Annotated in this window: 17 protein-coding genes and 1 tRNA gene; all 18 read right to left on the reverse strand. The window is 58.1% G+C overall.

Annotated features, from left to right (window positions below; all coding sequences use genetic code 11):
• Window positions 1–1,996, reverse strand: a 1,996-nt coding sequence (nuoL, locus tag ACIQ47_RS10440) for an NADH-quinone oxidoreductase subunit L (protein ID WP_396438065.1), incomplete at its 3' end; no start/stop codon positions are given.
• 7 nt (window positions 1,997–2,003) lie between these two features.
• Window positions 2,004–2,312, reverse strand: a complete 309-nt coding sequence (gene nuoK / locus ACIQ47_RS10445) for an NADH-quinone oxidoreductase subunit NuoK (protein ID WP_053176930.1) — start codon at window positions 2,310–2,312, stop codon at window positions 2,004–2,006.
• Window positions 2,312–2,962 carry an NADH-quinone oxidoreductase subunit J gene (locus ACIQ47_RS10450; RefSeq protein WP_396438066.1) on the reverse strand — a complete coding sequence of 217 codons (651 nt, stop codon included), beginning with the start codon at window positions 2,960–2,962 and terminating at the stop codon, window positions 2,312–2,314. Before ACIQ47_RS10450 ends, nuoK begins: the two co-directional genes overlap by 1 nt.
• A 37-nt stretch (window positions 2,963–2,999) precedes the next feature.
• Window positions 3,000–3,509 (reverse strand): NADH-quinone oxidoreductase subunit NuoI, encoded by a 510-nt coding sequence (nuoI, locus tag ACIQ47_RS10455; protein ID WP_108351987.1) that lies wholly within the window; start codon window positions 3,507–3,509, stop codon window positions 3,000–3,002.
• A 13-nt stretch (window positions 3,510–3,522) separates the two neighbouring features.
• Window positions 3,523–4,605 (reverse strand): NADH-quinone oxidoreductase subunit NuoH, encoded by a 1,083-nt coding sequence (nuoH, locus tag ACIQ47_RS10460; RefSeq protein WP_396438067.1) that lies wholly within the window; start codon window positions 4,603–4,605, stop codon window positions 3,523–3,525.
• Complete coding sequence (gene nuoG, locus ACIQ47_RS10465; RefSeq protein ID WP_396438068.1) at window positions 4,598–6,712, reverse strand: NADH-quinone oxidoreductase subunit NuoG; 2,115 nt, start codon at window positions 6,710–6,712, stop codon at window positions 4,598–4,600. Before nuoG ends, nuoH begins: the two co-directional genes overlap by 8 nt.
• Entirely contained in the window at window positions 6,705–8,105 is a 1,401-nt protein-coding gene (nuoF, locus tag ACIQ47_RS10470; protein ID WP_396438069.1) for an NADH-quinone oxidoreductase subunit NuoF, read from the reverse strand. Before nuoF ends, nuoG begins: the two co-directional genes overlap by 8 nt.
• Window positions 8,105–8,593: an NADH-quinone oxidoreductase subunit NuoE gene (gene nuoE / locus ACIQ47_RS10475; RefSeq protein WP_296292206.1), complete on the reverse strand. Its 489-nt coding sequence runs from the start codon at window positions 8,591–8,593 to the stop codon at window positions 8,105–8,107. The genes nuoF and nuoE overlap by 1 nt, the downstream gene beginning before the upstream one ends.
• Window positions 8,590–9,843 (reverse strand): NADH-quinone oxidoreductase subunit D, encoded by a 1,254-nt coding sequence (locus tag ACIQ47_RS10480; protein ID WP_396438070.1) that lies wholly within the window; start codon window positions 9,841–9,843, stop codon window positions 8,590–8,592. Before ACIQ47_RS10480 ends, nuoE begins: the two co-directional genes overlap by 4 nt.
• Before the next feature lies 1 nt (window position 9,844).
• Complete coding sequence (locus ACIQ47_RS10485) at window positions 9,845–10,453, reverse strand: NADH-quinone oxidoreductase subunit C (protein ID WP_396438071.1); 609 nt, start codon at window positions 10,451–10,453, stop codon at window positions 9,845–9,847.
• A gap of 11 nt (window positions 10,454–10,464) precedes the next feature.
• Window positions 10,465–10,944: an NADH-quinone oxidoreductase subunit B family protein gene (locus ACIQ47_RS10490; RefSeq protein ID WP_108406238.1), complete on the reverse strand. Its 480-nt coding sequence runs from the start codon at window positions 10,942–10,944 to the stop codon at window positions 10,465–10,467.
• A gap of 44 nt (window positions 10,945–10,988) precedes the next feature.
• Window positions 10,989–11,348 (reverse strand): NADH-quinone oxidoreductase subunit A, encoded by a 360-nt coding sequence (locus ACIQ47_RS10495; RefSeq protein WP_296292210.1) that lies wholly within the window; start codon window positions 11,346–11,348, stop codon window positions 10,989–10,991.
• A 66-nt stretch (window positions 11,349–11,414) separates the two neighbouring features.
• A tRNA-Leu gene (locus ACIQ47_RS10500) sits at window positions 11,415–11,499 on the reverse strand.
• A gap of 157 nt (window positions 11,500–11,656) precedes the next feature.
• Window positions 11,657–12,037 (reverse strand): preprotein translocase subunit SecG, encoded by a 381-nt coding sequence (gene secG, locus ACIQ47_RS10505; RefSeq protein WP_396438072.1) that lies wholly within the window; start codon window positions 12,035–12,037, stop codon window positions 11,657–11,659.
• 39 nt (window positions 12,038–12,076) lie between these two features.
• Window positions 12,077–12,829: a triose-phosphate isomerase gene (gene tpiA, locus ACIQ47_RS10510; protein ID WP_396438073.1), complete on the reverse strand. Its 753-nt coding sequence runs from the start codon at window positions 12,827–12,829 to the stop codon at window positions 12,077–12,079.
• Entirely contained in the window at window positions 12,829–13,839 is a 1,011-nt protein-coding gene (locus ACIQ47_RS10515; RefSeq protein ID WP_396438074.1) for an NAD(P)H-quinone oxidoreductase, read from the reverse strand. The genes tpiA and ACIQ47_RS10515 overlap by 1 nt, the downstream gene beginning before the upstream one ends.
• 110 nt (window positions 13,840–13,949) lie before the next feature.
• Window positions 13,950–16,055: a polyribonucleotide nucleotidyltransferase gene (gene pnp / locus ACIQ47_RS10520; RefSeq protein ID WP_396438075.1), complete on the reverse strand. Its 2,106-nt coding sequence runs from the start codon at window positions 16,053–16,055 to the stop codon at window positions 13,950–13,952.
• A 209-nt stretch (window positions 16,056–16,264) separates the two neighbouring features.
• Window positions 16,265–16,531, reverse strand: a complete 267-nt coding sequence (gene rpsO / locus ACIQ47_RS10525; protein ID WP_019428565.1) for a 30S ribosomal protein S15 — start codon at window positions 16,529–16,531, stop codon at window positions 16,265–16,267.
• Window positions 16,532–17,086: the final 555 nt, after the last annotated feature.

Consider the following 17,086-nt stretch of genomic DNA (forward strand, 5'->3'; position numbering starts at 1 on the left):
TGACCAGGGCGTAGTGATACAGAAAACCCGACTGGAACCAGCGGACCACGCCAGAGATCAGTCCCACAAGTTTCCAAGATCCGTTGACAAAGAAGCCGTCGATGATGGCGCGGTCGCCCACCTTCCATAGCCCCATGCCCAAACCACGTGCACCTTTGGCTAAAATGTTTTCGTTGATCCAGTCCATGTAGTACTTGTTCTCCATGACCACGATCAGCGGACGCAGTGCGCGGGCGAAGAAGGCTGGCACTTTGGGGTTGATCAGGTACATGTACCAAGCAGTCACCACACCGGCCAAAGCCAGCCAGAACGGCGCCATGCTCAGGCCATGAATCGCCATGAACACCGGGCCGTGGAACAACTCACCCAATTGCTGCATGGCAGGGTGCTTGACGGCATCGATGAAGATCCCGTCTTTGAAGAAGTCGCCATACAGCATGGGGCCGATCGTCATGTAACCAATGACCACCGAAGGAATCGCCAGCAAGATCAGCGGCACAGTCACCACCCAAGGCGACTCGTGCGGCTTGTCGTGGCCATGGCCGTCTGCGTGATCGTTATGGCCGTGGTGCTCATCGTGACCATGGTGCGCATCCGGGTTCTGGTCGTAGCGCTCCGGGCCATGGAAGACCAGGAAGTACATGCGGAACGAATAGAAGGCCGTGACAAACACACCCGCCAGCACCGCAAAATTGGCAAAGCCAGCGGCAGGCAAGGTGCTCAGGTGCACGGCTTCGATGATGCTGTCCTTGGAGTAAAAGCCCGAGAACAAAGGCGTACCAATCAAGGCCAGAGAACCCAGCAAAGACGTGATCCAAGTGATGGGCATGTACTTGCGCAGACCGCCCATGTAGCGAATGTCCTGGTTGTGGTGCATGCCCATGATGACCGAGCCAGCGCCTAAGAACAGCAGCGCCTTGAAGAACGCGTGCGTCATCAGGTGGAAAACGGCCACCGAATAAGCCGATGCACCCAAGGCCACCGTCATGTAGCCCAGCTGCGACAAAGTGGAATAAGCCACCACGCGCTTGATGTCGTTTTGGATGATGCCCAAAAAGCCCATGAACAAGGCCGTGATCGAGCCGATCAGCATCATGAAATTCAAAGCCGAATCGGACAGCTCGAACAGCGGCGACATGCGCGCCACCATGAAAATGCCAGCCGTCACCATGGTGGCGGCGTGGATCAGGGCCGAGATGGGCGTGGGGCCTTCCATCGAATCGGGCAGCCACACGTGCAGCGGGAACTGGGCCGACTTGCCCATGGCACCGATAAAGAGGCAAATGCAGATCACGGTGATCAGCATGGCGTCCATGCCGAAGATGTACCAAGGGAAATCGATGGCAGCGAGTTCTTGCGCCTTGGCAAACAGCTCGGTGTAGTTGAGCGTTCCGGTGTAGGCGGCGATCAGGCCAATGCCGATGATGAAGCCGAAGTCACCCACCCTGTTGACCAAAAATGCCTTCATGTTGGCGAAGATGGCGGTCGGTTTGTTGTACCAAAAGCCGATCAGCAAATAAGACACCAGGCCCACAGCTTCCCAGCCAAAGAACAACTGCAGCAAGTTGTTGCTCATGACGAGCATCAGCATGGAGAAAGTGAACAGCGAGATGTAGGCAAAAAAGCGGTTGTAGCCTTCGTCTTCGTCCATGTAACCAATGGTGTAGATGTGCACCATCAGGGACACGAAGGTGACGACGCACATCATCATGGCCGTGAGGCCATCGACCATGAAACCGATTTCCATCTTCAGGCCACCCACCACCATCCAGGTGTAGATGCTTTCGTTGAAACTGGCCCCAGCCAAGACGCTGTTGAGCGTGATGGCCGACAGGATGAACGCCAAGAGCACGCCCAAAATGGTGAAGCTGTGCGACAGTCGACGACCAATCCAGTTGCCACCGAATTGGGTGCCCCAAATACCGGCCAACAAAGAGCCCACCAGCGGGGCCAAGGGGATGGCCAGCAATGTGCTGGCGTTGAGGGTCTGACTCATATTCTTGTTAACCCTTGAGCGAATTGAGTTCGTCCACGTTGATGTTGTGCTGGTTGCGGAACAGCAGCACCAGAATGGCCAGGCCAATGGCCGATTCGGCCGCGGCCACCGTGAGGATGAAGAAGACGAACACTTGGCCGTGCATGTCACCCAGGTAGTGTGAGAACGCCACAAAGTTCATGTTCACGGCCAGCAGCATCAGCTCGATGGCCATGAGCAAAACGATCAGGTTCTTGCGGTTCAGAAAGATGCCGATCACGGCCAATGCGAACAGCATGGCACCGAGCGACAAGTAGTGTCCAAGGGTCAGGGTCATCATTTTTTCACCTCCACAGGTGCTGCATCAGTTTGAGCAACGGGGGCAGGCGCTGCTTGGGTCGGGTCCATTTTGACCACTTGCATGCGGTCGGAAGCACGCACCTTGACTTGGATGGACGGGTCAATCGCCTTGCTGTCCTTGCGCCCACGCAGGGTCAGGGCAATGGCCGCGATCATGGCCACCAGCAAAATGGCCGCCGCGATCTGGATCGGCATCAGGTATTCGGTGTAAAGCAAGATGCCCAATGCTTTGGCGTTGTCCACCGGCACGGCACCGTTGCCCATGACCGGTGCTTCGGACAAGCGAAAACCGGACAACAACACAGCGGCCATTTCCAGAGCGACGACGGCCCCCAAAGTGGCCGCCAAAGGAAAGTTCTTCCAGAAGCCTTTGCGCACAGTGTCGATGCCGATGTCCAGCATCATCACCACGAACAGGAAAAGCACCATCACCGCACCCAGGTACACCAGCACCAGCAAGATGGCCAGGAATTCGGCATTGAGCAGGAACCACACAGCAGAAGCTTGCGAGAAAGCCAGCATGAGGTAGAGCACCGCATGCACGGGGTTGCGTGCGGTCACCACCCGGAAGGCTGCAAACAGCAGCACCACCGAGAAGAGGTAGAAGAAACCGGTCTTAACGTCCATAAGTCTGTCTTTTTAAGTGTTCAGGACTGGGCGACGTTCAACGGTAAGGCGCATCGGCGGCACGGGCAGCAGCGATCTCTTTTTCGTAACGGTCGCCCACGGCCAGCAACATGTCCTTGGTGAAGTACAGGTCACCGCGTTTTTCGCCGTGGTATTCAAAAATGTGCGTCTCGACGATCGAGTCCACCGGGCAGCTTTCTTCACAAAAGCCGCAGAAGATGCACTTGGTGAGGTCGATGTCGTAGCGTGTGGTGCGGCGCGAACCGTCTTCGCGCTGGCCGGCTTCGATGGTGATGGCCATCGCAGGGCAAACCGCCTCGCAAAGCTTGCAGGCAATGCAGCGCTCTTCACCGTTGTCATAACGGCGCAGGGCATGCAGGCCGCGAAAACGCGGCGAGAGCGGCGTTTTTTCTTCAGGAAACTGCACCGTCACCTTGCGGGCAAAAGCGTAGCGTCCAGTCAGGGCCATGCCCTTGAGCAACTCCACGAGCATGAAGCTCTTGAGAAAGTCCTTGATCGAGAAAGAGGAAGCAGTCATTGTGGTCATGGTCATTCACCAATCAGTGCCAGATGTTCCATGGCGAGTGCAACCACACGCCAACGACCAGCAGCCACACCAAAGTGACAGGGATGAAGATCTTCCAGCCCAGACGCATGATCTGGTCATAACGGAAGCGCGGGAATGTGGCACGAATCCAGATGAACATGGACACCACCAAGAAAGTCTTGAGGCCCAGCCAGATCCAGCCCGGGATCATGTTGAACAAGGCGTGGTCGATGGGCGACAACCAGCCGCCCAGGAACATGATCACGGCCAGGATGGACACCAGCCACATGCTGGCGTATTCGGCCAAGAAGAAGATCGCAAAGCCCATGCCCGAATACTCGACCATGTGACCGGCGACAATCTCGGCCTCGCCTTCGACCACGTCAAACGGGTGACGGTTGGTTTCGGCCACGCCCGAGATCAAGTAGACGATGAAGATGGGCAACAGCGGCAACCAGTTCCAAGAGAAGATGCTCAGGCCCATGTCGGCGGCAGCGCCCTTGCCTTGCGCCAGAACGATCTCTGTCAAGTTCATGCTGCCCGAGACCATCAAGACCACCAGGAAGCAAAAGCCCATGGCGATCTCGTAGCTCACCATTTGCGCCGATGCACGCAGCGCACCCAAAAAGGCATATTTGGAGTTGGAGGCCCAGCCCGCGATGATCACGCCATACACCTCAATCGACGTGATCGCCATCACCAGCAGCAAACCGGCATTGATGTTGGTCAGCGCCTGCTCGGGGCCGAACGGAATGGCGACCCAGGCAGCCAGCGCCGGCATGATGGCCATGATCGGGCCCAAGCGGAACAAGCCAAGGCTGGCCGCTGTGGGGTTGATCAATTCTTTGGTCAACAACTTCACGGCATCTGCAATCGGCTGCAACAAACCAAACGGCCCCACGCGGTTGGGGCCATGACGCACTTGCATGAAACCCAAGAGCTTGCGCTCCCACAGCGTCAGGTAAGCCACAGCCCCCATCAGCGGCGCGAGGATGGCGACGATCTTGAGCAAAATCCACAAAACAGGCCAAACCATCGTGGCCCACCAGCTGGCAGCCACCAAGTTCAGGCCGCCGTTGTACAGCGCGTCAACCATGGGTCACCTCCTGACGGGCGTCTGCGGTCAATTGCAAAGACGGCGCACGGCGCACGGTACCGTCCAACTGGTAAATGGAAGCGACCGCCGGAGCGGGCGTGGTGGTCCCTGTCAGGTTGATGGCAGCCCGTGTGGCGTTCGATGCCGTCAGCGGTTGAGCCGTGGCGCGCGCCAGCACGTCTTGAGAGGTTTCAAAAGCCACACCCGGAATGTCGAGCAAATTGGCCAGCACGCGCAGCACTTTCCAGGCCGGACGGGTATCGGCCAAAGGTTTGACCACAGCGTGGAAGCTTTGCAGACGGCCTTCAGCGTTGACAAAAGAGCCCGAGGTCTCTGTGAACGGGGCAATCGGCAGCAGCACATCGCTGAATGCCATGTTGGCCTTGAACGGGCTGAGCGTGACCACCATTTCGACCTGCGCCAGTGCTGGGGCAGCAGCGCCACCTGCGGCGCTGTCAAACTCTGGCTCGGTGTTCAGCAAGATCGCGGCTTTCAGGCCGCCGGCCAGCATCTGGCCCGCATGCTTGCCGCCGGTTTGGGGCTGTGCGCCCACCCATTGCGCGCCCACGGTGTTGGCCGCTTCGGTCAGATAACCCACGCTGGCACCCGTTTGCTCGGCAATCCAGTTGGCCAGGGCCAGCAAGGTCGATGCGTTGGCATGGTGTGCTGCGGCATTGCCCAGCAACACCGCCTTGCGCTCGCCGCCCAGCAGAGACTTGGCGATGGCTTGGGCTTGTACAGAGGCCGTGCCCGCACAAGGGGCTGTGACGCCCTTCTCGGCTGCAATGGCGGTCGCCACATCGGCCAGGGTTTGCGCCCAGGCAAACGCATCGGTCACTACCGCGTTGGCCACAGACATGGCCCAGGCGTCGGCATGGCTGAATGCCGCGGGGTCGGTGATCACGTGCAGCTGAGCGCCATGGCGCACGGCGTGCCGTACACGCAGGGCAAACAGTGGATGGTCTTTGCGCAGGTTGGAGCCCACGACCAGAACACGCTGCAAGGTAGACAACGATGCAATGGATGTGCCCAAAGTGCGCACACCTTCGGCTGTAGCAAATTCGGCGTTGCGCAAACGGAAATCAATGTTGTCAGAGCCCAGGCCGCGCATCAAAGCACCGGCCAAATACAACTCTTCCACGGTGCTGTGCGGGCTGACCAATGCGCCGATGCTGTTGGCACCGTGGTCGCGCTGGATGTTGCGCAAACCATTGGCCACGTATTCGAGGGCGGTTTGCCAGTCCACAGTTTTCCACTCACCGCCCTGCTTGAGCATGGGATGGGTCAGGCGGTCAGTGCCATTCAGGGCTTCGTAAGAGAAACGCTCGCGGTCAGCGATCCAGCACTCGTTGACATCTTCGTTTTCCAGCGGTACGACGCGCATGACCTGGTTGTTCTTGACCTGCACGATCAGGTTGGCACCGGACGAATCGTGCGCAGCCACCGACTTGCGACGCGACAACTCCCAAGTGCGGGCGTGGTAGCGGAACGGCTTGCTGGTCAAAGCGCCCACGGGGCAGATGTCGATCATGTTGCCCGACAACTCGGAGTCAATCGTCTGGCCCAGGAAGGTTTCGATTTCGGCGTGTTCGCCCCGGTGTGACATGCCCAACTCCATGGCACCGGCCACTTCCTGGCCGAAACGCACGCAGCGTGTGCAGTGGATGCAGCGGCTCATCTCTTCCATCGAGATCAGAGGGCCGACTTCCTTATGAAACACCACACGCTTTTCTTCTTCGTAGCGCGAGCTGCTGCCACCGTAACCCACAGCCAAATCTTGCAACTGGCACTCACCGCCTTGGTCGCAAATGGGGCAATCCAGCGGGTGGTTGATCAGCAAAAACTCCATGACCGACTTTTGCGCCGCGATGGCCTTGTCGCTCTTGGTGCGCACGATCATGCCTTGCGTCACGGGCGTGGCGCATGCGGGCATGGGCTTGGGGGCTTTTTCGACCTCAACCAGGCACATGCGGCAGTTGGCCGCAATGCTCAATTTTTTGTGATAACAGAAATGCGGAATGTAGGTGCCGGCTTTTTCAGCGGCATGCATCACCATGCTGCCTTCGGCAACTTCCACTTTCTGACCGTCGAGTTCTATTTCAACCATGGGTCTTCACCGCTGTTGCATCGGCATCGACCATGGAGGTCTTGTGCTCGATGAGGTGTACAAATTCGTGACGGAAATGCTTGAGCATGCCGCGTACCGGCATGGCCGCTGCATCGCCCAAAGCGCAAATCGTGCGGCCCATGATGTTGCCGGCCACACTGTCGAGCATGTCGATGTCGCTGGCACGGCCTTGGCCGTGTTCAATGCGGTCCACCATGCGCCAGAGCCAACCTGTGCCTTCACGGCAAGGGGTGCATTGACCGCAAGACTCGTGCGAGTAAAAGTAAGACAAACGCGCCAGCGCCTTGACCATGCAACGCGTTTCGTCCATGACGATCACTGCGCCCGAACCCAACATCGAACCGCCCTCTTTGGCGATGCTGTCGTAGTCCATGGTCAGCTTCATCATCAACTCGGCAGGAACGACCGGCGAGGACGATCCGCCAGGGATCACCGCCTTGAGTTGGCGACCACCGCGCATGCCACCGGCCAGTTCGAGCAGCTTGGCAAAGGGCGTGCCCATGGGCACTTCGTAATTGCCGGGGCGCTCCACGTCACCGCTGACCGAAAAGATCTTGGTGCCGCCGTTGTTGGGTTTGCCGCATTCCAGATACGCCAGACCCCCATTGCGGATGATCCAGGGCACCGCTGCGAAGGTTTCGGTGTTGTTGATGGTGGTGGGCTTGCCGTACAGGCCAAAGCTGGCGGGAAACGGTGGCTTGAAGCGAGGCTGGCCTTTTTTACCTTCGAGTGATTCAAGCAAAGCGGTTTCTTCGCCGCAGATGTAAGCGCCAAACCCGTGCGAGGCGTGCAGCTGAAAGCTGAACGTGCTGCCCATGATGTTGTCACCCAAATAGCCTGCAGCACGGGCCTCTTCGAGGGCCGCCTCAAAGCGCTCGTAGGTGTGGAAAATTTCGCCGTGAATGTAGTTGTAACCCACGCTGATGCCCATGGCATAAGCGGCGATGATCATGCCTTCGATCACCGTGTGGGGGTTGTACTCCATGATGTCACGGTCTTTGCAGGTGCCCGGCTCACCTTCGTCCGAGTTGCACACCAAATACTTTTGCCCAGGGAACTGGCGGGGCATGAAGCTCCACTTCAGACCCGTGGGGAAACCCGCACCGCCGCGACCGCGCAGGCCGGACTCTTTCACGGTGGCGATCACCTGGTCTTGGGTCATGCCCGCAACGCCGGTCTCGGCATTGGGCTGCGCACCGTCTTTGCCCAAAATTTTACGCAAGGCCGCATAGCCGCCGCGTGCTTCGTAGTCTTGGATGCCCCAGTTCGTGCCATTCAGACCGGCATAGATTTGCGGGTTGATGTGGCGGTCATGGAAGCAGCTTTCCACGCCGGTGGCTTGGAATTGGCTCAGAATTTGTTCGACGTTCATCAGGCGGCCTCGGCTTTCTTCAGGCTGTCGACGAGTTGGTCCAATTTTTCATGGCTCATGAAGCTGCACATGTGACGGTCATTGACCAACAACACGGGCGCATCGGCGCAAGCGCCTTGGCACTCGCTGGGCTGCAAAGTGAACAAGCCGTCGGCAGTGGTCTGGCCCGAATGCACGCCCAGCTTGCGCTCCAGGTGTTCCAGGGCCGCTTGGCCACCGCGCAACTGGCAAGGCAGGTTGGTGCAGACGTTCAGCTTGAACTTGCCGACCGGCTTTTGGTTGTACATGTTGTAGAAGGTGGTGACTTCGTGCACCGCCATCACAGGCATGGCCAACACCTCGGCCACGACTTGCTCACTGTCGGGGCTCACCCAGCCTTGTTCTTGCTGCACGATAGCCAAGCAAGCCATGACGGCCGACTGCTTTTGGTCTGCAGGGAACTTGGCAACTTCACGCGCAAAGCGTGCTCTGGTGGAATCAGAGATCATCGGTCAATCTCTCCAAAAACGATGTCCATGGTCCCGATGATCGCGACCGCATCGGCCAGCATGTGGCCACGGGCCATTTCATCGAGAGTGGCCAGATGGGCAAAGCCCGGGGCACGAATTTTGAGGCGATAAGGCTTGTTGGCCCCATCGCTCACCATGTAGATGCCGAACTCACCTTTGGGGTGCTCGACAGCAGCGTAGGCCTCGCCTTCGGGCACATGGAAACCTTCAGTGAAGAGCTTGAAATGGTGAATCAAGTCTTCCATGTTGGTCTTCATGCCTTCACGCGCAGGCGGCGCGATCTTGTGGTTGTCGGTGATGACCGGGCCAGGGTGGGCACGTAACCACTTCACGCACTGCTGGATGATGCGGTTGGATTCGCGCATCTCCTGCACACGCACCAGGTAACGGTCATAGCTGTCACCGGTCTTGCCCACGGGCACGTCAAATTCGACTTGGTCGTAAGCGTCGTAAGGTTGCTTTTTGCGCAAGTCCCAAGCGAAGCCGGAGCCGCGCAGCATGGGGCCGGTCATGCCCAAATTGAGGGCACGCTCTGGCGACACCACGCCCACACCCACGGTGCGCTGCTTCCAGATGCGGTTGTCGGTCAACAGGGTTTCGTACTCATCCACGCACTTCGGAAAGCGCTGAGTAAAGTCGTCGATGAAGTCCAGCAAGGAGCCATTGCGGTTCTTGTTGAGCTGCTCGATGGCCTTGGCGTTCTTGACCTTGCTGACCTTGTACTGCGGCATGCTGTCTGGCAGTTCGCGGTACACGCCACCGGGGCGGAAGTAGGCTGCGTGCATGCGGGCACCCGAGACGGCCTCGTACATGTCGAACAGGTCTTCGCGCTCACGGAAGGTGTAGATCAGGATGGTGGAGCTGCCGCAATCGTTGCCGTGCGAACCGAGCCACATGAGGTGGTTCAAGATGCGGGTAATTTCGGAGAACATCACGCGGATGTACTGGGCGCGCATGGGCACTTGCAGGCCCAGCATCTTTTCGATGGCCAAGCAATACGCATGCTCGTTGCACATCATCGACACGTAATCCAAGCGGTCCATGTAGGGCAGCGACTGGATGTAGGTTTTGCTCTCCGCCAACTTTTCGGTAGCGCGGTGCAGCAAGCCAATGTGCGGATCGGCACGTTGCACGACCTCGCCATCCAACTCGAGCACCAAGCGCAACACACCGTGTGCGGCCGGGTGCTGGGGACCGAAGTTCAGCGTGTAGTTCTTGATTTCGGCCATGTCAGTTCAGGCCTCCGTAGTTGTCTTCGCGGATGATGCGCGGCGTGATTTCGCGTGGCTCAATGCTCACGGGCTCGTAAATCACGCGCTTGCGCTCGGCGTCGTAACGCATTTCGACGTGACCCGACAGCGGGAAGTCTTTGCGGAAGGGGTGACCGATGAAACCGTAGTCGGTCAAGATGCGGCGCAGGTCGTTGTGGCCTTCGAACACGATGCCGTAGAGGTCGAACGCTTCGCGCTCGTACCAGTTGGCCGAGTTCCAGATGTCGTTGACCGAATCCACCAAAGGCAGATCGTCATCGGGGCAGAGCACTTTGACGCGCACGCGCTGGTTCAGGCTCACGGACAACAAATGCACCGTGACACCAAAACGCGGGCCATCGGTGCCCACTTCGCGGTAAGCCGAGTAATCAAGTCCTGCCAAATCTACAAGCTGTTCAAATTGGCAGCCCGGCGCATCACGCAGGGTTTGCATCACACCCAGGTAATGGGCCGCGCTCGCATGCACAGTCACCTCACCCAGGGCCAGGGTGATTTTCTGCACCCGATCACCCAAGGCAACAGCCAAGTTGTCTTGCAAGTCTTCGGGGCGAATGGCGAAATCGGTCATCGTCATTCCCCTCAAGCGCGCGCAATGGTGTGCGTGCGGCGGATTTTTTGCTGCAGCTGGATGATGCCGTAGATCAGCGCTTCGGCCGTGGGCGGGCAACCCGGCACATACACATCCACCGGCACGATGCGGTCGCAACCGCGCACCACCGAATAGCTGTAGTGGTAATAACCACCGCCATTGGCGCAAGAACCCATGGAGATCACCCAGCGGGGTTCAGACATCTGGTCATAGACCTTGCGCAACGCCGGGGCCATTTTGTTGCACAAGGTGCCCGCCACGATCATCAAGTCGGCCTGACGGGGGCTGGCTCGGAACACTTCGGCACCGAATCGCCCCAAGTCATAACGGGCAGCGGCCGAATGCATCATCTCGACCGCGCAGCAGGCCAGACCAAAGGTCATGGGCCAGAGCGAGCCGGTTTTGGCCCAGTTCACCACCGAGTCGTAACTCGTGGTGATGAAGCCTTCTTTCATCACGCCTTCAATCATTTGGGTTCCTCAAACAGGCTGTTTGCTGTTGTGCGTCAAAACGGTCATTCCCAGTCCAGGGCACCTTTTTTCCACTCGTAGACAAAGCCCACGACCAGAATGGCCAGAAAAATGATCACGGCCACAAAGCCGGACAGGCCCACCTCCTTGAGGGCCACGGCCCAGGGAAACAGGAAGGCGATTTCCAGATCGAACAAGATGAACAAAATGGCCACCAGGTAGTAGCGCACATCGAACTTCATGCGAGCGTCTTCGAAAGCTTCGAAGCCGCATTCATAGGGGGAATTTTTTTCCGCGTCAGGCCGATTGGGACCGAGGATGTAGCCTAAAACCTGGGGAATGATGCCGACAGCCACACCGACCAAAATGAACAAAAGAATGGGAAGGTACTGTTCGAGGTTCATGGGGTGACTGCCGGTTAATGACCGAATGAAGCGCCCAAGCCTTCAGCCCGAGCGCTTGCGTTTGTCTGGTGCCGTCGGCGAGACTCGAACTCGCACAGCTTTCGCCACTACCCCCTCAAGATAGCGTGTCTACCAATTTCACCACGACGGCTGGATGCACATGAACAGCTGGCTTGAGGTGCACCTAAAGTGCGTGTTGCTCGCTGTACAGACTCTGATTCTACTCCGGAAAAAAGGCTATTCCTCGACTCAAACCCGGAAAATTGTGCACAGCAGCAAAGCTCAATCCCAGCAGACTGCCAAGCTGATTATTTCGCGGGTACAGGAGGAACGCTGTTGTCTGGTTGGGCAGCAGGTGTATTGCCTGGAATCTGTGCAGCAGGGCTGGTGTTCACAGGGGCAGGCGCCGTCACAGCCGCGCCTTCCAGCACACTGCCCGAAGATGTGGGCGCGAGCTTGCCAAAGTAAGCCAGCAACAAAGTACACACGAAAAACACAGCCGCCAACACCGCCGTGGTGCGCGACATGAAGTTCGCACTGCCTGTAGCACCAAACAAGCTCCCCGAACCACCGCTTCCAAAAGCCGCCCCCATGTCAGCGCCTTTGCCATGCTGGATCAGGATCAGGCCAATCATGGCCAGGGCCGACAACATCTGCACCACCAAAATCAAGGTCAACATCACGCTCATTTGAATACTCCGAAAAAAATCAAAACTGGGTTGAAAAGCTCAGCGCGAAGCGGCTTTCAACATGGATAAAAAGTCTGGGGCCTTGAGTGACGCGCCCCCGATCAGACCGCCGCCCACATCGGGCTGGGCCAGCAAGTCGGCGGCATTGGCGGCATTCATGCTGCCACCGTACAAGATCGACACCCGCTCAGCATGCGCTGTGGCGGCGTGCAACTGGGCACGCAAAACAGCATGCACACTTTGGACTCGCTCAGGCGTGGCCGTCAATCCAGTGCCAATGGCCCAAACGGGCTCATAAGCGACTACGATTTCGCTGATGCAGTGGCCGTTGGTGTGGATCACCGCCGCCAACTGACGCTTGACCACCGCCTCGGTCTGCCCCGCCTCGTGTTCGGCCAGACTCTCGCCCACGCACACGATCGGGGTGATGCCTGCCGCCAAGGCCCGCTGGGCTTTGTTGGCCACCACGGCATCAGTCTCGCCATGGTATTGACGCCGCTCCGAGTGACCCACGATGGCGAAACGCACCGCAAAATCACGCAACATGTCGCACGACACTTCGCCGGTGTAGGCACCTGATTCATGGGCTGACACATCCTGCGCACCCACTGCCAAGGCAGATCCGACCAATAAACTTTGAGCTTGTGCCAGATAGGGGGCGGGCAAGCACACAGCAGCATGGCAACTCACACCCGCCATGCCGCTCAAGATGTCGGACAACAAACAAGCATTGGCAGCCAGGCTGCCATTCATCTTCCAATTGCCCACCATCAATTTGCCGGACATGCCCATCACCAAGTCACCACAATCTTGCCCACATGCTGGTTCGTTTCCATCAGGGCATGGGCCTGCGCCGCGCCTGAGGGCAAACCACCACCCGCCTCCACCGCAGCAAAAACGCTGTGGATGACCGGCTTGATGCGGCCCGACTCGATCCAGGGCCATACCGTCTGGCGCAAAGACTGCGCAATCGCTGCCTTGAAGGCTACGGGGCGCGGACGCAGTGTCGAGCCGGTGATCGTCAAGCGACGGCGCAGCACCATGCCGGCATTGAAATCGCTCTTGACGCCGCCTTGCACAGCGATGATGACCAAGCGACCGTCTTCGGCCAAGGCCTCGACTTCACGCGCCACATAGTCGCCCGCCACCATGTCCAAGATGACATTCACACCCACGCCACCCGTGATGCGCTTGGCCTCAGCCACAAAATCTGTGGTTTTGTAGTTGATGGCATGGTCAGCGCCCAAGTCCAGGCAAGCCTGGCATTTGGCATCAGAACCTGCCGTGGCGATCACTTGAGCGCCAGCCGCCTTGGCCATCTGGATGGCTGTAACGCCGATACCGCTGGTGCCGCCCTGAATCAACAGGGTCTCACCCGCTTGCAAACGCCCGCGGTCAAACACATTGCTCCACACGGTAAAGAATGTCTCGGGCAGCGAAGCAGCTTCGGTATCCGTCAGGCCCTTGGGAACTGGCAAACACTGCACCACTGGGGCCATGCACAGTTGCGCATAACCACCACCCGCTACCAAAGCGCAGACACGGTCGCCCACTGCAAAACCGGCTTCGGCCATGGCCGCCGCATCACCCGACACCACCACGCCCGCCACCTCCAGACCCGGAATGTCAGAGGCACCCGGTGGCACAGGGTAGTTGCCGGTGCGTTGCAGCACATCGGGGCGATTGATGCCGCTGGCCGAAACGCGAATGAGCAACTCCCCTGCCCCGGCCACAGGCTCAGGACGGGTGCCGGGCACCAGCACTTCAGGGGCGCCGAAGCTTTGAATTTCGATGACGTTCATGGTTTGTCCGTTCAGCGTTTGGCGTTCAGCGTTTGGCGTGATTGGCAGGTTGAGCCTTGCGGGTTGGAAGCTTCTCGCCTAACCCTCAACGCTCAACGCAAAACCCCTCATCAGCCTTGAGCCGGACGGTCCAACAAAGCCTTCATCGACAACTTGATGCGGCCTTTTTCGTCGGTTTCCATGACCTTGACCTTGACGATCTGGCCTTCGCTCAGGTAGTCGGTGACCTTCTCAACACGCTCGTGGGCGATCTGGCTGATGTGCAGCAGACCGTCTTTGCCAGGCAGTAAATTGATCAGGGCGCCGAAATCCAGGATCTTGGTCACAGGGCCTTCGTAGACCTTGCCGATTTCAACTTCGGCGGTGATCTGCTCGATGCGTTTCTTGGCGATGTCGGCCTTTTCGCCGTCGGTGGCCGCGATGGTGATCGTGCCGTCTTCGGAGATGTTGATTTGGCAGCCGGTTTCTTCGGTCAGGGCACGGATGGTCGCGCCGCCCTTGCCGATCACGTCACGGATTTTTTCGGGGTTGATCTTCATGGTGAAGAGCTTGGGCGCGAAATCCGACACTTCTGTGTTGGCCGTGCTCATCGCCTCTTGCATCTTGCCCAGAATGTGCATGCGGGCTTCTTTGGCTTGGGCCAAAGCGACTTGCATGATCTCTTTGGTGATGCCCTGAATCTTGATGTCCATCTGCAAAGCGGTGATGCCGTTGGTGGTACCGGCCACTTTGAAGTCCATGTCACCCAGGTGGTCTTCGTCACCCAAGATGTCGGTCAACACCGCAAAGCGGTTGTCTTCCTTGATCAGGCCCATGGCGATACCGGCCACATGGGCTTTCATCGGCACACCGGCGTCCATCATCGACAAGCAGCCGCCGCAGACAGAAGCCATGGACGACGAACCGTTCGATTCGGTGATCTCGGACACCACACGCACGGTGTAGGGGAATTCTTCTTTGGTCGGCAACACTGCGGCCAAAGCACGCTTGGCTAAACGGCCGTGGCCGATTTCGCGGCGTTTGGTGCTGCCCATGCGGCCCACTTCGCCAGTGGCAAAGGGAGGCATGTTGTAGTGAAACATGAAGCGGTCTTCAAACTCACCGGCCAATGCGTCAATGCGTTGTGCATCGCGCTCGGTGCCCAAGGTGGTGATGACCAAAGCCTGGGTTTCGCCACGTGTGAACAGGGCCGAGCCGTGTGTACGGGGCAGCACGCTGTTGCGGATTTCGATGGGACGAACCGTGCGTGTATCGCGGCCGTCGATGCGGGGCTCACCCGCCAAAATCTGGCTGCGCACAATGCGCGCTTCGATCTCGAACATCAGGCCTTCGAGCTTGACGCCGTCAAAGGCCAAGCCCTCTTCGGCCAAAGCCACTTTGACCGAAGCGTAGGCTTCGCGGCAAGCGTGTGTGCGGGCTTGTTTGTTGCGGATTTGGTAAGCAGCGCGCAGTTTCTCTTCGGCCAAAGAGGCCAACTTGGCTTCAAAAGCCAAGTCGCGGGCAGGCGCTTGCCAGTCCCAGACAGGCTTGCCAGCTTCGCGCACCAACTCGTGGATCGCGTTGATGGCGATCGCCGATTGCTCGTGACCGTACACCACACCACCCAACATGATTTCTTCGGACAGTTGCAGGGCTTCGGATTCGACCATCAGCACAGCGGCTTCGGTACCGGCAACCACCAGGTCCATGACGCTGTCTTTGCGCTGGGTCTGTCCGGGGTTCAGGACGTATTCGCCGTTGATGTAACCCACGCGAGCGGCGCCGATGGGGCCGTTGAAAGGGATGCCGGAGATGGACAAAGCGGCAGACACGGCGATCATCGCAGCGATGTCGGCGTCAACTTCAGGGTTCAAAGACACGGTGTGGATGACCACGTGCACGTCGTTGTAGAAACCTTCGGGAAACAGAGGACGGATGGGGCGGTCGATCAGGCGGCTGGTCAGGGTCTCGTGCTCGCTGGGCTTGGCTTCACGCTTGAAGAAGCTGCCGGGGATCTTGCCTGCAGCGTAAGTCTTTTCGATGTAATCGACGGTGAGCGGGAAGAAATCTTGACCGGCTTTGGCGATCTTGGAACCCACGACGGTGGCGAGCACGACGGTGCCTTCCATGTCGAGCAGCACAGCGCCGCCGGCTTGGCGGGCGACTTCGCCAGTTTCCATCTTGACCGTGTGCTGGCCCCACTGGAATGTTTTGGTGACTTTATTGAAAATAGACATGTTCAGAACTCCTGAAAACAAAAGCGCATGAGGCTGCACTGTGGGCCCGGAAGATGACGCTCTGAACTCGATGCCATTCCACAAAACCTTGGGTTCAAAGCCTTGTGGAATGACACAGCGCGGGTTCTTTGTGGCAAATTCCGAAGAAAAAAAGAATAAAGCGCCTGAGCTAGTGAACTAACTCAGGCGCTTTTCATCTGGGGTGACGATTACTTGCGCAGGCCAAGTTTGGCGATCAGTGCAACGTAACGGTCAGCATCACGGGACTTGAGGTAGTCGAGCAATTTGCGGCGACGGCTGACCATGCGCAGCAAACCACGGCGACCGTGATGGTCTTTGGCGTGTGTTTTGAAGTGGGGTGTCAGCTCGTTGATACGGGCTGTGAGCAAAGCCACCTGGACTTCTGGGGACCCAGTGTCGTTGGCAGCACGGGCATTGGCCTTGACGACCTCGGCCTTGATTGAAGATGCAATCATGGTTTTTTCCTTGTTGTTTCGCTGTCTTTCAATGAAGAATTTCAGCGGGTTAATGACTTGCGCCAACTGCCGGAAAAGCGGATGGCGTGCGCTTTGCAAATCGCAAAACAGGCTGATTATAGCCCGAAACATGGCCTCAGTGGAACGCTCAGACAACCCGAAACCTTCACACCTCCAAAAGTCGACACGCCCAAACCAGCGGCCTTCAAGGTCCGCGCAAGTGTTTGTGCGGAGGGCTGGCACCGATGAAGTCCACCCGCTGGTTGATCTTCCGCCCACGACCGATCACCACTCGGGGTTTCCAGACGCACTGTGCTCAAGGCATCTTGCAAGTACTTACGAAAAACAAACGATTGAAGCTAAAAAAGCATTTTTATTTCTCAATTTTTGGCACAAACTTATCCTGCTCATTCAAGAAAAAACCAAAATCCTCACATATTTTCGAACACCTTCGCAACACCACTGAGCCTGTAGTCCATCTCAGCGGTCCAATCCATACCCAACTGGGCTGCTTGATCGACCGCAAGGCCGAGATGGAAATCGCCCGCTAGGCCT

It is taken from the genome of Limnohabitans sp., assembly GCF_044373035.1.
GTDB lineage: Bacteria > Pseudomonadota > Gammaproteobacteria > Burkholderiales > Burkholderiaceae_C > Limnohabitans_A.

Bases quoted from the DNA above. Each gene is read 5' to 3' on its own strand.
- nuoK (WP_053176930.1), bottom strand. From the start codon at position 2,312: ATGACCCTGACCCTTGGACACTACTTGTCGCTCGGTGCCATGCTGTTC.
- ACIQ47_RS10450 (WP_396438066.1), bottom strand. From the start codon at position 2,962: ATGGACGTTAAGACCGGTTTCTTCTACCTCTTCTCGGTGGTGCTGCTG.
- nuoI (WP_108351987.1), bottom strand. From the start codon at position 3,509: ATGACCACAATGACTGCTTCCTCTTTCTCGATCAAGGACTTTCTCAAG.
- nuoH (WP_396438067.1), bottom strand. From the start codon at position 4,605: ATGGTTGACGCGCTGTACAACGGCGGCCTGAACTTGGTGGCTGCCAGC.
- nuoG (WP_396438068.1), bottom strand. From the start codon at position 6,712: ATGGTTGAAATAGAACTCGACGGTCAGAAAGTGGAAGTTGCCGAAGGC.
- nuoF (WP_396438069.1), bottom strand. From the start codon at position 8,105: ATGAACGTCGAACAAATTCTGAGCCAATTCCAAGCCACCGGCGTGGAA.
- nuoE (WP_296292206.1), bottom strand. From the start codon at position 8,593: ATGATCTCTGATTCCACCAGAGCACGCTTTGCGCGTGAAGTTGCCAAG.
- ACIQ47_RS10480 (WP_396438070.1), bottom strand. From the start codon at position 9,843: ATGGCCGAAATCAAGAACTACACGCTGAACTTCGGTCCCCAGCACCCG.
- ACIQ47_RS10485 (WP_396438071.1), bottom strand. From the start codon at position 10,453: ATGACCGATTTCGCCATTCGCCCCGAAGACTTGCAAGACAACTTGGCT.
- ACIQ47_RS10490 (WP_108406238.1), bottom strand. From the start codon at position 10,944: ATGATTGAAGGCGTGATGAAAGAAGGCTTCATCACCACGAGTTACGAC.
- ACIQ47_RS10495 (WP_296292210.1), bottom strand. From the start codon at position 11,348: ATGAACCTCGAACAGTACCTTCCCATTCTTTTGTTCATTTTGGTCGGT.
- secG (WP_396438072.1), bottom strand. From the start codon at position 12,037: ATGAGCGTGATGTTGACCTTGATTTTGGTGGTGCAGATGTTGTCGGCC.
- tpiA (WP_396438073.1), bottom strand. From the start codon at position 12,829: ATGGGCATGTCCGGCAAATTGATGGTGGGCAATTGGAAGATGAATGGC.
- ACIQ47_RS10515 (WP_396438074.1), bottom strand. From the start codon at position 13,839: ATGAACGTCATCGAAATTCAAAGCTTCGGCGCCCCTGAAGTGCTGGTG.
- pnp (WP_396438075.1), bottom strand. From the start codon at position 16,055: ATGTCTATTTTCAATAAAGTCACCAAAACATTCCAGTGGGGCCAGCAC.
- rpsO (WP_019428565.1), bottom strand. From the start codon at position 16,531: ATGATTGCATCTTCAATCAAGGCCGAGGTCGTCAAGGCCAATGCCCGT.